This window comes from bacterium (genome assembly GCA_026398675.1).
In the GTDB taxonomy this organism is placed as follows: Bacteria; RBG-13-66-14; RBG-13-66-14; order RBG-13-66-14; family RBG-13-66-14; genus RBG-13-66-14.
In genome coordinates this window covers 1-13,518 of the sequence record JAPLSK010000299.1, presented here as the reverse complement: position 1 = coordinate 13,518, position 13,518 = coordinate 1, and the positions used below count along the sequence as shown (strand labels likewise).

The 13,518-nt window shown below is 63.6% G+C and carries 11 protein-coding genes; 4 read left to right on the top strand and 7 right to left on the bottom strand.

All coding sequences use genetic code 11. The features are described 5' to 3' along the window. Window positions 1-46 precede the first annotated feature (46 nt). On the bottom strand, window positions 47-1,060 hold the full coding sequence (locus NTW26_08870) for a DUF1385 domain-containing protein (GenBank protein ID MCX7022365.1): 1,014 nt from the start codon (window positions 1,058-1,060) through the stop codon (window positions 47-49). Between the two features lie 427 nt (window positions 1,061-1,487). Next, window positions 1,488-2,675, bottom strand: a complete 1,188-nt coding sequence (locus NTW26_08865; GenBank protein ID MCX7022364.1) for an aminotransferase class I/II-fold pyridoxal phosphate-dependent enzyme — start codon at window positions 2,673-2,675, stop codon at window positions 1,488-1,490. A 652-nt stretch (window positions 2,676-3,327) separates the two neighbouring features. Here NTW26_08865 and NTW26_08860 point away from each other — a divergent pair. Together NTW26_08860 and NTW26_08855 are read left to right on the top strand one after the other, a co-directional pair. Further along, window positions 3,328-4,866 carry an Ig-like domain-containing protein gene (locus NTW26_08860; GenBank protein MCX7022363.1) on the top strand — a complete coding sequence of 513 codons (1,539 nt, stop codon included), beginning with the start codon at window positions 3,328-3,330 and terminating at the stop codon, window positions 4,864-4,866. A gap of 564 nt (window positions 4,867-5,430) precedes the next feature. Continuing rightward, window positions 5,431-6,387 carry a hypothetical protein gene (locus NTW26_08855; protein ID MCX7022362.1) on the top strand — a complete coding sequence of 319 codons (957 nt, stop codon included), beginning with the start codon at window positions 5,431-5,433 and terminating at the stop codon, window positions 6,385-6,387. Window positions 6,388-6,891: 504 nt separating this feature from the next. Here NTW26_08855 and NTW26_08850 read toward each other — a convergent pair. Then, window positions 6,892-7,626, bottom strand: a complete 735-nt coding sequence (locus tag NTW26_08850) for a class I SAM-dependent methyltransferase (GenBank protein ID MCX7022361.1) — start codon at window positions 7,624-7,626, stop codon at window positions 6,892-6,894. Window positions 7,627-7,868: 242 nt separating this feature from the next. On the opposite strand from NTW26_08850, the gene NTW26_08845 reads away from it, so the two are divergent. Together NTW26_08845 and NTW26_08840 are read left to right on the top strand one after the other, a co-directional pair. Further along, window positions 7,869-8,138, top strand: a complete 270-nt coding sequence (locus tag NTW26_08845) for an RNA-binding protein (GenBank protein MCX7022360.1) — start codon at window positions 7,869-7,871, stop codon at window positions 8,136-8,138. Window positions 8,139-8,515: 377 nt separating this feature from the next. Beyond that, a complete protein-coding gene (locus tag NTW26_08840) occupies window positions 8,516-9,388 on the top strand; it encodes a hypothetical protein (GenBank protein MCX7022359.1) in 873 nt (290 codons plus the stop codon). Window positions 9,389-9,824: 436 nt separating this feature from the next. Here the strand turns inward: NTW26_08840 and gatA are convergent, their stop codons facing one another. The 4 genes from gatA to NTW26_08820 all read right to left on the bottom strand — a co-directional run. Then, the gene (gene gatA / locus NTW26_08835) at window positions 9,825-11,201 is read right to left on the bottom strand and encodes an Asp-tRNA(Asn)/Glu-tRNA(Gln) amidotransferase subunit GatA (GenBank protein MCX7022358.1); all 1,377 of its coding nucleotides are present in this window, start codon (window positions 11,199-11,201) and stop codon (window positions 9,825-9,827) included. A gap of 305 nt (window positions 11,202-11,506) precedes the next feature. Next, window positions 11,507-12,154, bottom strand: a complete 648-nt coding sequence (locus NTW26_08830; GenBank protein MCX7022357.1) for an HAD family hydrolase — start codon at window positions 12,152-12,154, stop codon at window positions 11,507-11,509. Between the two features lies 1 nt (window position 12,155). After that, a complete protein-coding gene (locus tag NTW26_08825; GenBank protein MCX7022356.1) occupies window positions 12,156-12,941 on the bottom strand; it encodes an enoyl-CoA hydratase-related protein in 786 nt (261 codons plus the stop codon). Window positions 12,942-13,292: 351 nt separating this feature from the next. Beyond that, window positions 13,293-13,518 (bottom strand): hypothetical protein (locus NTW26_08820; GenBank protein ID MCX7022355.1); only part of this gene is annotated, 226 nt, incomplete at its 5' end.

The following is a 13,518-nucleotide window of genomic DNA, read 5'->3' as shown; positions in this document are numbered from 1 at the left end:
GCGCCGTCGGTCGGCCCCTACGAGGGTGAAAAAAACTCACACCGGTTCAGGCCGCGATGGGCCGCTTTTCGTCGGGGTCCTCGAAGGCGCCCTCGGCCTCGATGACCGCCTTGAAGGCGGCGATGGCGCACTCCAGGTGACGCTCCTCGGGCGCGACGGTGGTGAGCAACTGCGTGGCCAGCCCCGGCGCGACGAAGATACGCATGAGCTTCGACTTGGGGTGCCGGCCGGCCAGGCGGATCCACTCGTAGGCCACCCCGGCCACGAGGGGGATGAGGGCGATGCGGATGAGCGCCGCGTACACGAAGTAGATGCCCTGAAGCGCCGGGATGGCGAAGACGGCGGAGTGAACCAGCACCAGGGCGATGAGCATGAAGACGAGGAAGCCGGTGCCGCAGCGGGGGTGCAGGCGGCTCTTGGTGGAAACGTTGGCGAGGGTGAGCTCTTCGTCGGCCTCGAAGGCCGCGATGGTCTTGTGCTCGGCGCCGTGGTAGCGGAAAAGGTCCCGGACGTCCTTCATGGTCCGGATCAGAATGAGGTACAGAAGGAAGACGATGACGCGCAGGCCGCCCTCGATGAGGTTGAACCAGATGCCCCCCTCGGGCCCGATGGCCGGCCAGAGGGAAAGGATACCCTTGGCGGCCCACAGGGGGCCGAGGATAAAGAGCGCCACGCCGATCAAGAGGCTGGGCAGGAGCAGGAACGCCGCGCGCTTGCCGGAGATGAGCCCCGGCTTTTCGTCTATACCGTCGAAGGATTTCCCCTCCTCGGCGGCCTTCACCTTCTCCTCCTCCTTTTCGGCGAAGTTGGCCGAGGCGGTGAGCGCCTGGGTGCCCAGGACGGCGGAGTCCAGGAGCATGGAGGTCCCGCGGAAGAACGGCCACCTGAAGATTTTCCAGTGGAAGAAGTGGGGCAGGGGGAGCTCGGATATCTCCAGACGCCCGTCGTAGGGGCTCTTGAGGGCCATGAAGCACTTCTTGCGACCGCGCATCATGACGCCGCCCATGACGGCCTGGCCGCCGACCAGCTTCCTCTTTAGCTTCTTTTCCTTGTCGGGCATGGGTTTACGGGCCTATCTACATATATCCGGTCGAAAATAACGTTTCGGACGAAACTACATTCTCGACCGGATTATAGTGTATTTCTTGGAAATCCTCCACCCGGAAAAGATGGTCCGGGCGCCGACGTCGGGCGGCAGCCTCCTCGGCGGAAAAACCTGCAGTCGCCTCCGGGTTAAGCCTGCCCTTCGTCGCCGGGTAAAACCTGCCGAACCGGCTCCGGTTCGGCGTTTAGCTGCTCTCTCAGTCCTATCGGAGAACGGGGCTCCCGTCGCCGGTCGCGCCCGTGAAAGCCTCGGCCGGTGGTCGAACCCCGCGGGTCCCGGTTACTACAAGGAGTCAGCCCGTCAAACCGCCTCGTCGAACCCCGCGGGTCCCGGTTACAAGGAGTCAGCCCGTCTAACCGCCCCACGGACTAGCCGGATCCGCTTAGATGATGCCCAGCGCCTTCCCCGCCTTGCCGACGGCTTCGATGGCCCGGTCTATCTGCTCGTCGGAGTGGGCCGCGGTGAGGCTGATCCGTATCAGGGCGCCCCCGGGCGGCACCGCCGGGCTGATCACCGGGTTGACGAAGACGCCGTCGTCCTGGAGGAGCCGGGTCATCTTGAAGGCGGTCAGGTCCTCACCGACCACCACGGGGATGATCGGGGTTTCGGAGCCGTAGGTGTCGAATCCGAAGGCGTCGAGGGCGCCCTTCATCCGCCGTGTGTTGTGCCAGAGCTTATCAATGAGATCGGGTTGCTCGAGCATGATGCGCAGGGCCTCGAGTGCCGCCGCCGCCGCCGAGGCCGGGATGCTCGCCGCGAAGATGAGCGCCCGGCTCACGTGCTGGATGTAGTCGAGCACCTCTACTTCTCCGGCCACGAACCCGCCGATGGAACCCAGCGTCTTGGAGAACGTGCCCATGATCAAATCCACCCGGTCGGTGAGACCGAAGTGGACGGTGCAGCCCTCGCCGCGGGGGCCCATCACGCCGATGGAGTGCGCCTCGTCCACCATCACCGCCGCGTTGTACTTCTCCGCCAGCTCCACTATCTGGGGCAGCGGTGCGATGTGCCCCTCCATGCTGAAGATGCCGTCCACCACCACCAGCTTGCCCTTCACCGGCGGGATCCAGAACAGCCGCTCCTCCAGGTGCTTCATGTCCATGTGGCGGAACTTCAGTATCTTGCCAAAAGATAGGCGGGAGCCCTCCACGATGGAGGCGTGGTCCAGGCTGTCTATGACGATGAACTCGCCGCGGCCGACCACGGAGGAGATGACGCCCAGGTTGGTCAGAAAGCCGGTGGTAAAGACGAGGGCCTTGGGTTTCTTTACCAGCTGGGCCAGCTCTTCTTCCAGCTCGAGGTGGATGTCCAGGGTGCCGTTCAGGAACCGGGAGCCGGCGCATGAGGTGCCGTACTTGTCCATGGCCCGCTTGGCCGCCTCGATTACCCGCGGGTGGTGGTTGAGCCCCAGGTAGGAGTTGGAGCCCAGCATCAGAACTTTCTTGCCGTTCATCACCGACTCGGGGCCGATGGAGGAAAGAGGGCGGAAATAGGGGTAAAGCCCCGACGCGCGGGCCTCGTTGGCCCGGGTGAACATGGCGCACTTTCTCAGTATAGGCTTGTCGGGCATCTTGGCTCCGCGGGTTGCGTAATTTTATCCCCTCTATTTTAGCACAAACGAAAGGGGCCGGTCGCCGGGGAAAACTCCGCCCCGAGGGGGTCAAACGCCCCATCGTCGGGGTTTTCCCCGTCCTAATGTGCAGGGCGGCCCCGCGTGACGAGTCCCCCGCGGGCCGACCTGAAGTTCGACCCCTACGTTTTGCAATTGTTGAAACTGGCGACCGTGGACGGTCGCCCCTACGGGTCGGATTGGCAATGGATGGACGTAGGGGCGGGTCTCCTGACCCGCCCGCGGGCCGACCTAAACGGCGCGCCGTCGGTCGGCCCCTACGAGGTTGACGCACGATTCACACCTCACCTGCAGGGGCGATTGTCCACACCCACCCGCCGGGTTCATCCACCGCTGTTCGCTTAAATGCAGGGTGGTTACTTTAATACCCGCCGCATTTATCCAAATCGGCCCTCATCCCTGCCCGTGCCTCGTAGGCCTCCCACGGGGAGAGGGATGACGTAGTGGCGATTGTCCACGACACGCCACAATCCCCGCCGCGGCCCTCGATAAAAAAGAGAATCCGACCCGCTTTCTTGACGGAGGGGATGTTTGAGTATAGTATTTGCTGCGAATAGAACCATCACATGGGAAAAAACGTGAAGGAGAGGACATGAAAAAGTGCATCCTCATCTTGTTGTTCGCCGTGCTGGCGGTTTTCGCCGCGAACACCCTGCGCGCGCCCACCGAGGAGCCGTCGGGGGCCTTCGTCATCTCGCCGGGCTACGAGGACAACCTTGCCGGCTCGGGCGCCGGCTATTATTTCTTCGATACCACCGAACCCTCGGACCCCATCTTCCGCTACTGGTGGTTCCACCAGTGGGGCTCCCAGGGCTGGGCCGACAACGACACCTATTGGACCACCTCGCTGCCCTTCGACGTCCGCTTCTGCGGCGTGGATTACCCCGCCGGCTCGACCCTATACGTGGGCTCGAACGGCATCGTGGGCTTCGCCGAGGCGGGAATGGACGAGCCGATCAACCAGCAGCTGCCCGACCCCGCGGCGCCCAACGCCGTCATCGCCGGCTGGTGGGACGACCTGGACGGCACCACGGGCGGCAACATCTGGCTCGACCAGGACTCGCACGATGGGGTTCAGGCGTTGGCCATCACCTACCAGCCCCAGTATTTCGCGGACTCCTCCCCGACGGACCCCATCAAGTTCCAGATACAGATTTACGAGCAGGAGTACCCGGGCACGAACAACCGGATCGAGCTGCAGTACTTCGACGTCATCGGCGATTCCTGGCGTGATTCCGGCGCCAGCGCCACCATCGGCCTGGAGAACGCCACGGGCACCGAGGCCGCTCTCTACTCCTTCGAGCAGCCGGTCCTCTTCGACGTCTTCGGCATCCGCTTCGTGGACCAGAGCCTCTACGACAGCCAGATCGGGGCCTTCGATCTCCTGACGCCCCCCGACGCCACCGAGATTTCCATCGGCGACCGGGTGACCTTCAGCTGGGAAAAGCCGGCCTACAGTGGAGACGGCGACCTGACCTTCTACATGCTCTTCGCCGACAACCCCGAGCTCACCGACCCCTTCGAGCTCAACGTGGGCTCTCTCACCCGCAAGGAAATCGTCTTCGGCACCTTCGGCCTGGACCCCGGGCTGTGGTACTGGAGCGTGCGCTGCGAGGAGCCCCTGATGGGCAACACCCGCATGGCCGATAGCGTCAGGTCCTTCAACCTCATCGAGGAGCTGGACATCACGGCGCCCCAGGTGTCGGGTCAGGCCCCGCCGCACGGGTCTACCGACGTGCCGCCGTTGACTAACATAACCTTCCACGCGACCGACGACATGTCCGGGGTGGACACCTCCACCATCGTCTTCACCTGCGCGGACTCTTCCCGGTCCGGGGGGGACGCGACCCTCTCCGCCGCCGGCAAACCGAGCGAAGCGAGCTATGCCTCCGGCAAATCCAACGGCCTGATAACCGGCGTGCTCACCATTGATGAGTCCAACCCCCTGGACGTCATCTGCACCTTCGACCCGGACCTGCCGCTGCCGTCGGACACGATCATCTGCACCGTGGCCGCCGGTCTGGCGGACGAGGCCGGCAACGCCACCTTGGCGGCTGTCTACTGGTCTTTCCGGGTGCAGGGCGCCGGTGTCGCTGAGACGACCTGGGGCGCGATCAAGGCCCAGTTCTAGGTGCGCGCGTAAATGTTGGGCGGGGACTTCTGTCCCCGCTTTTTTTAAGGCGGCCCTCACCCCGTACATGCCTCGCGGATTGAGATGACGTAGGGGCGGCCCCGTAGGACGAGTCCTCTGCGGGCCGCCGTTCTTTAAACCTTTAACCTCACCCCGGCCTGCTCCGTGCTGCGATGACGTATGGGCCGACCGACCGGTCCGCCCGCGGGCGACCGTGGACGGTCGCCCCTACGGATAGGATTCGCGACGCGCAGCCGTAGGGGCGGGTCTCCTGACCCGCCCGTTCATATATCCACTGCCATGCCCCCGAATGTAGGGCGGGGTTTTGCCAGGGGCATAGCTCGCTTCGCTCGGTTCCTAACCCCGCCGCTTCACCCCCCCCCGCCCGTAAGCGCGCTTCCCCCCAAAGGGGGGAGGGAGCTATAGCGGCACTCAACCCGGCCCGTTGGCAAGCCGATTCCGCGGGTCACCGCCGGACTTACCGACCGGTTTTGACCTTTTGACTCCGCTGGGCTAAAATCAGCGGATAAGCTGCCCTGTACCACCCCAAAAAGTGAGGAAAACATGCGCAAGCTCTTGTACCCGCTCCTCGTCGCCCTCTTCGTCCTGCCGCTCTTCATCCTCGGCTGCGGCGAGAAGGGCGCCGGGGAGGGAGAAGCGGGAGATGGGACGACCGCTGAGACCACGAACGGCGGGGAGACGGCCACCGTTGCGGTCGCGGAAGCGCCCCACCTGGCCGCCTTCTACGATACGGTCGCCAAGATGGGCTTCCTGTATTACCTGAACGGGAATGGCCAGCTCCACTTTCTGAACTTCGAATCGGGCAAATGGGAAGTAGACGGCGAGCCCTGCCCCGGTAAAGGCCCCTTCGATCTGGCCGCCTTCCACGATCCCAGCACGGACACCTGGGGCGTGGTTGCGGTTGACGGCGAGGGCGCCCTGTGGCACTCGACCAAGGGCTGGGAGCGCGTGGCGGCGCCTATCGGCACCAAGGGCCAGTACGCTCTGACCGCCTTCTACGACACCGCCTCCAACGAGCCGGTCATCTCCACCATGGCCCCCGACGGCAAGCTCTACATTTTCACCGGCTCGGCCTGGGATCAGGTTCACGAGAACGTCTGCCCCGGCAAGGGCCCCTTTGACCTGACCGTCTTCTACGATGCGACGAGCGACCTCTACTGGACCTCGGTCGTGGACAGCGTCGGCAAGGCCTACGACTTCATCTCGGGTGAGTGGGCGGACTCGGGCACGCCTATCGCCGCCAAGGGCCCCTTCCGCATCACCGGCTTCCACGACGTCGCCGCCGACACTTACCTCTTCTACGTCATAGACAGCGTGGGCAACCTCTACTCGTGGGAGAGCGACGACTGGAAGGCCGTGGGGGCGAAGGTTCCGGGCAAGGCCCCCTTCGATCTCGACGCCTTCTACGATCCCGATGCCGACGCCTACTACGTCATGGCCATTGACGCCGACGGCAAGGTGTACCAGTTCACCGGCGATGATTGGTCGCTGCAGTACTAGCGTCCGTTCCGTGTAACGGGGAGGACCGGCGCGAGTCGGTCCTCTTTTTTATCGCCGTGATTTTCCCGGCGTCGCGCGCAACTGTAAGGCGGGGATGTGTTGTCCCCTCTCCCCTTTGGGGAGAGGCTCGCCTACGGGTTAGGGTGAAGGGTGGGTCGGGCGACCGTGGACGGTCGCCCCTACGGGTCTATCTCACGGTTAGCGTAGGGGGGGGGCTCCTTACCCGCCCGCGTCCGAAAAAAATGTAGGGCGGGGACTTTAGTCCCCGCCGTTTTACCCCTCACCCCTACCCTCACCCTAACCCTCTTCCATCGGGCGGCATACAGAGCTGCCGCCTTACGAAGCAGCATTAAACGCAGGGCGGGGGCTCCGTACCCCGCCCATTTTTCGGGCCGACCTGAAGGCCGGCCCCTACGAGGGTCACGCACGAGTAACGCCCCATCCGTAAATGCCGACAAAAAACCGCCGTCGCGGCGGTAGATTTTTTCACCGCGTCATGCGGCGTTATCTAGGCGACCCCGCCTTCTCACCCCATAAAAACATCCAGAACGGACCCCGTTCGACGCCGCAAGCCTCGAAGGGCGTGTCCGCGAGAAGCCCCCGCGCCTCGGCAACGGTGTAGCTCGCCCGCAGGGAGCCCAGTGGCTCCCGCATCCGCTGCAACGCCCGCGGCACCACCACGGCCGTGACCAGGCAGATGAACAGGTGGACCGGCGCCCGGGCGTCCCGCCGGAGGTCCATGACCAGGAACCGACCGCCAGGCTTCAGCACCCGGTGGAACTCGGAAAATATTTCCCCCGGCCGCGACCAGTGGTGTAGCGAGAGGGTGCTGACGATAAAATCGCAGGACCCGTCGGGGAGGGGCAATTTTTTCGAACCGCCCCGGAGGAGCTCGACCCGCGCCGGATCCAGGTTGCGCCGCGCGGCGGCCAGGGCCTCTTGGGCGATGTCCACCCCGACCAGGCGGAGGAGCGGGAATCTCCTCGCCGCGGCCCGTAAGAGGTAACCCGGCCCGCAGCCTACGTCCGCCAGCGTCCCTTCCGGTTTTTCGCGCCCCAGCCGACGCATGAACAGCCGCCGCAACAACCAAAAGCCCGGCGTGCGGCTCATCGCGTCGTAGGCCCGGACCGCGCCGGGGACGTCTAGGCCCTCCCGGCCGACCCGGCGAGGAACCCGCACCGGCACGAGCCAGACCGCCAGGAGCGCCGCGACCGTGACGATGACGAAGGGCCAGACCATGCGGTGATTATCGAAATAAAAAGGCCGGGGGTCAAGGGCCCGGACGGGGCCGACCGGGGAATCCAACGCCCTCCCGAAAATTATTTGTTTACAAAGCGATTGGTGTATGCTAGTATACGCCCGCTCTGGTCGTTTCCAGGCCAGGGTTGTAACGAGGGACGGCCTTCCGCCGTTCTTTGGGAGGAGGGGCATCCCTCCAAGGTAGAGCGCCCACGTGGCGCTATAAGAAAGTAGGTTCGAGAGTGAAGTTGTTCGTAGGGAGCTTAAGCTGGGACACAACTGATCAGACGCTTCGCGATGCGTTCAAACGCTTCGGTGAAGTAGTCGAGGCCAAGGTAATCACCGAGCGTGATTCCGGTCGGTCCCGGGGCTTTGGGTTTGTGACTTTTGCCGACGACGAGGCGGGAAGGAAGGCCGTATCCGAGATGAATGGTACCGAGCTAGACGGCCGGACCATCCGTGTGGATGAAGCGAGCGAGAGAAAGCCGCGCGAGTCCAGGTACGATCGCTAAGAAGCGCAAAACCAAACGCACGGGGGGGAGGCTTGGCCTCTCCCCTTTTCACGTACAATCAGACAGAAGGCCCGCGGGAAACGCGGCCTCACGGTGGGATAGGCTTGGCCTCTCCCCTTTTACATTCATCGAGACGGTCGCTGCCGCCGGTAAGGCTATTGCACGGAAGGGAGAACCGAGCCTCTCCCCTTTTCATGTGCAATCAAACAGAAGGCCCGCGGGAAACGCAGTCTCATGGTGGGATAGGCTCGGCCTCTCCACTTTTTCAGGCCCCGAACCGCGCGCCGGTGGACCGGCCCCCCCGTTCATCGGAATTGACTCGGGCGGGGGGTCTCGGTTATAGTGAAAATCACTCAACTCAAAGCCGGAGACGCCCCATGAAACACGTGAAGAAGCTGCTCATTTTCGCGGGCCTCGTCGTTCTGGTCTTCATCGTCGGCTGCAAGCCCGAGCTCTCCTTCGCCGCCTTCTTCGACTCGGTCAACGACGATTACTACCTCTTCGCGATAGACTCCAGCGGCCAGCTCTGGAGCGCGTCCCAGGAGGGCTGGGCGAAGGACGGCGTGCCCTGCCCGGGCAAGGCCCCTTACAGCCTGGGCGCCTGCTACGACGCCGGCGCGGACGACTGGGTGGTGGCCGCCATAGACTCCAACGGCCAGCTCTGGCTCTCGGGACGCGAGGAGTGGTCGGCGATGGGCGGCAAGCTGTACGGCGTGCCACCCTTCACCCTCGCCTGCTTCTACGACTCCGAGCTCTACGCGGCGGTTTTCTACGCCATGTCGGCCGACGGCGGGCTCTTCTACTTCGACGGCGACAACTGGAGCGTGGACGGCGCCCCCTGCCTGGGCAAGGGGCCTTACGCCGTCACCGGCTTCCACGACACCACGGACGACCGGTGGATTTTGAAGTGCATAGACTCCACCGGCCGGGTGTTCAAAGCCCAGGTAGATGACTGGGCGGACGAGGGCGTGAACGTCCCCGGTAAGGCGCCCTTCGACATCTCCGGCTTCTTCGACCCCACCTACAACGCCTACCTCTTCTACGCCCTCAACTCCGTGGGTCAGCTCTTCGTCCAGGGCGACACCTGGGAGGCGGCGGGGGAGAAGTGCGCCGGCGAGGGGCCGTACAGCCTGTCCTGCTTCTACGACTCCAACGACGGTTACTGGATCGTGTACTGCATAGACGGCTCCGGGGTGATTTACTCCCACGACGGCGACGCCTGGGCCAAGTGGATAGACGGGATGCAGTAGGGCGTGCCTCTCGATCTCCGTAGGGGCGGGCCGTAGGACGAGTCCTCTGTGCCCGCCCTTCTTTGTGCGATGACGTAGGGGCCGACCTTTAGGTCGGCCCGTTTTTTCTAAGGCAGCCCTCACCCTGCCCCAGGCCTCGCGATGCGATGACGTAGGGGCGGGCCTCCGTGCCCGCCCGTCTTTTTGCGATGATGTAGGGGGCGACCTTCAGGTCAGCCCGTTTTTCTAAGGCAGCCCTCACCCTGCCCCGGGCCTCGCGATGCGATGACGTAGGGGCGGGTCCACACCCACCCTTAAGACATCAACCTCCATCCGCTAATCGTAGGGCGGGGATTCCTATCCCCGCCGCTTTAACGTTCACAACCTCGACCCTAACCCTAACCCGTAGGCAAGTTTCTCCCTAAAAGGGAGAGGGGAGCCTGCTTTTTCCGCACCCTCAACCGCTAACGGCGGCCAGGGCCTCGGCGGCGGTGAAGAGGCGCTCCTCGGAAAACGCCGGCCCCATGAGCTGCATCCCGATGGGCAGGCCGCCGGAATCCTCGCCCCACGGCACGGAGAGCGCCGGCAGCCCCGCCAGGTTCGCCGGGTTGGTGAACATGTCGCCCAGGAAGGTCGCCAGCGGCTTGCCGGAAATTTCGCCCAGCTTGAAAGCGGTGGTGGGGAAGGTGGGGGAGACGATGAGACCGACACGGGCGAAGGCCTCGTCCAGCTCCCGGCGAATCTTGGTCCGCACGCGCTGGGCCCGCAGGTAGTACGCGTCGTAGTACCCCTCGGCCAGGGCGAAGGTGCCGAGCATGATGCGCCGCTTGACCTCGTCGCCGAAACCCAGGCCCCGGGTGGCGGCGTACATCCGGAGCAGGCGGTCGGCGCGGGGGCCGAAAACGACGTCGTCCGGCATCTCCTCCACCCGCACGCCGTAGTTGACCCCGTCGTAGCGGGCCAGATTGGCCGAGGCCTCGGCCAGGGCGGTGAGGACGTAGACGGCGATGGAGTGGACGCCGGAGGGGAGGGAGACCTCGACGACGCGGCAGCCCATCCCGGCGAATTTTTCCAGAAGGCGGTCGAAGGCGGCGGCGACCTCCGGCTGGACACCTTCCGCCCCCCGGTGCTCGCGGACGTACCCCACGGTGAAGCCGGTGCACGGATCAAATTTCTCCGGGAGCTTCTTCGGGGGGGCAACGCTGGTCGCGTCCGCAGGGTCGGGCCCGGCGCAGGCGTCGAAGGCCATCCGCACATCGTCGGGATTTTTCGCGAATATGCCGATCTGGTCCATGGAGCTGGCGAAGGCCACCAGGCCGTGGCGGGAGAGGCGGCCGTATGTGGGCTTGAGGCCGTATACGCCGCAGAATGCCGCGGGCTGGCGCGTGCTCCCGCCGGTGTCCGACCCCAGGGCCAGCGGCACGGAGCCCGAGGCCACCGCCACCGCGCTCCCACCCGAGGACCCGCCGGGGATGCGCGACGGGTCGCGGGGGTGGGTGACCGGTCCGAAGGCGCTGGTCTCGTTGGAGCTGCCGAAGGCGAACTCGTCAAGGTTGGTCTTGCCGAGGACGACGGCCCCGGCTTTTTCCAGCCTTTCAACGACCGTGGCGGTGTAGGTCGGGCGGTAATTCTTGAGAATGTTGCTGGCGCAGGTGGTCGGGGCGCCTTTCCAGCAGATGTTGTCCTTGACCGCCAAGGGGACGCCGTAGAGCGGAAGCTTCGCCTTCGTCTTCGGGCTCTTTGAACGAAGCTCTTGAATCTGAGATAACAGGTGCTCTCTATCTGCAAAACTAATAAAGGCATTGTACTTTGACTGTGCAATGCCCGCATTCACGAGTGCTCCTAGCACGTAATTAAGCAGCCGCTCGTCATCCCAACGAAGGCGTTCAGCAAGCTCCCTGATGGTTGTGTGCTTACCTTCCACTTTACTCCACAAAGGTAAAACTGAATCTTCTATGTACGTACGTATTTTAGCATTTCTAAAACCTGCCCCTCACCCTAACCCTCTCCCCAAAGTGGAGAGGGGACAGGTACGCCGGGCGGGTGTGGACACCCGCCCCTACGGCCACCCGACGCTGATCTTACCCGTAGGGGCGACCGTCCACGGTCGCCCGTTTCGGCCCATTCGCCAAAATTAAATCAGCACCCCAGCCGGTCGGCCAATTCTCCCAGGTCGGCCACCTCGGCGAAGAGCTTTCCCTTAATTTCCTCGTACCCCGGCAGCGGCCGGGGGAATCGGCGGACGAGCGCCGCCCGCATCCCGGCGGAAAGCGCCGGAGCCAGGTCCGTGTCCGTCCGGTCGCCGACCATGAGCGCCGCGCCCGGCTCAGACCCGCAGCCCGCGATCAATGTGGTAAAAAACTCCGGCTGCGGCTTGCGATGACCCACCTCGTTGGAGAGAAACAGGAGGCTGAAAAAATCCGTCAGTCCGTGCCGGACGAGCCAGGGCCGGGCGGTGCCCACGGTGTTGCTGGCCAGGGCGAGGCGGTATTTTCGGTTCATCCGTTCCAGCGCGGGCGGGACGTCGTCGTAGGGCGGCGCCACCGTAGCCTCGGGAATGCGAAGAACCCGCTCCTCGAAACGCGTCCGCAGGTCGGCGAAGGCCGCCGGTCCAACCGTGTAGTGCTCCAGGGTCGCCAGAATGGAGCCCTTCTCCCGGCGGACCGACCGGACCTCCTCGATGCGTGCCCCGACGAGCTCGGCCGCCAGGGAAATCATGGCCTCCCGCGCCGCGCGGTCGTCGTTCAGCACCCCGCCGAAATCCAGGCAGACCCAGGAAATTTCCACGTCACTCGACGAATTTCGCCGGTCGGCGCTCCACGAAGGCCGTCATCCCCTCGGTGGCCTCGTGCTCCTCGAAGAGGGAGCCGAAAGCGGACGCCTCTTCCTTATACGCGCCCGACGGGTTGCCCCAGAGGCCGGAGTGTATCGCCCGCTTGGCGGCGGCCACGCTCACCGGTCCCCGCGCGGCTGCGGCCTTCGCCCACGCCCTGGCTTGGGGTAAAAGCTCCTCCGAAGACACTACGGCGTTGACCAGCCCCATCTTCAGGCACTTCTCGGCGGTACAGTTTTCGCCCAACAGAATCATCTCCTTGGCCATCGCTGGGCCCACCAGACGCGCCAGACGCTGGGTGCCGCCGAAGCCGGGAATCAGCCCCAGCTTCACCTCCGGCTGTCCCATTTGCGCCTCCGTCGAGGCGATGCGCAGGTCACAGGCCAGCGCCAGCTCACAGCCCCCACCCAGGGCGTAGCCGTTAACCGCCGCGATGGTCACCGCCGAGAGCACCTCCAGCTTGGAGAGGACGCCCTGGCCCAGAAGGCTGAACTGCTCGGCCTCTTTTTTCGTCATGGCGCTCATGGCAGAGATGTCGGCCCCCGCAACGAAGGCGCGTCCGGCACCGGTTACTATCAGGGCGGAGAACCTCTCCTGGGCGAGCCCGTCCAGGCATTCCGAAAGCTCAACGAGGAGCTCCCGGTTGAGCACGTTCATCTTTGGGCGGTCAATGACGAGCTCGAAGTATGGGAACCCGCTCTCCACGCTCTTCTTCTCCAGGCGGAGAAACTCGTAACCCATGCGTCTCCCTCCCGTCAACAAATGTTAAGAACCCCGAACCTGTTCCGAGTGTGAAACTAAAACTTACGAAACCAGGGGACGGCGCAACTCGAAAAAAATACACAAGTTAACAAAATCACATTCACCACAGGGGAATTGTTGAAGCCTTTGGGATTTAATGTTGATTACGCACTGTCCTTTGTTTATACAATTGTGATAATTTCAAACTGACTCACCCTTCCACATTTGTCAACAAGTTTTCAACATCGCCACAAACCGTCACAACCCTCGAAATCTAAACAATCTGGTGCGAAAAACACCCTGTCTTCCATCCACCCGACCGTCAACAACCCTAACCGTCGCAGAACGCCTCTACCATAAGTTCTCACCATTTAAAACCGCAGTTGTTCTACATTTCCACACCCCTACTCCTGCTATTCCTCTTTTCTTTTTTAATTTTTCAAATAACAACCTGGGCAGTGCAAACCGTTTAACCTTTAAGTATCGCCTGGAAACCTTATCCGCTTGCTGACAAACCATGTCAGGGAATGTTGCGGTCGCGTACAGCCGGGTAGGGGTTGTGGGTGGTTTAACCGTT